1 protein-coding gene is annotated in these 438 nt (G+C 63.2%); it reads left to right on the top strand.

Annotated elements, in window-relative coordinates:
* Positions 1 to 380, top strand: a 380-nt coding sequence (locus PZA18_RS24255; RefSeq protein ID WP_284103459.1) for a carboxymuconolactone decarboxylase family protein, incomplete at its 5' end; no start/stop codon positions are given.
* Positions 381 to 438 lie beyond the last annotated feature (58 nt).

Here is a 438-nt window from a genome sequence, read left to right as displayed (position 1 = left end):
GTGTCGCCGGTGCCGGCAGCCTGGATCTGCCGACCCGCGAACGCATCGCCCTGGCGCTGGCACAACAGAATTCCTGTGAGTACTGCCTGTCGGCCCATACCGCCATCGGCAGCAAGGCCGGTCTGAATGGCGCGGAAATCGCCGCCAACCGCGCCGGCAGCAGCCAGGATGCCCGGGCCGCCGTCGCCGTGAAGTTCGCCCGCTCGCTGGCCGAGCACAAAGGCGAGGTGACCACCGCCGAGCTCATCGAGATGCGCAATGCCGGTTACAGCGATGCCGATATCGTCGAGGTGATCACCCACGTCGGCATGAATCTGTTGACCAACATCCTGGGCAAGGCCAGCCGCGTCGAGATCGACTTCCCGAAGGTCTCCGCCTGAGCCCGCCGCGATTGACCGACTTTGAACTGATTGAATACTGGAAAGGAAATACCATGAA

The organism is Parachitinimonas caeni (assembly GCF_030129945.1).
Taxonomy (GTDB): Bacteria; Pseudomonadota; Gammaproteobacteria; order Burkholderiales; family Chitinimonadaceae; genus Parachitinimonas; species Parachitinimonas caeni.
Note: the sequence above shows the minus strand (reverse complement) of the source record. Positions and strands in the feature narration are given on the sequence as shown.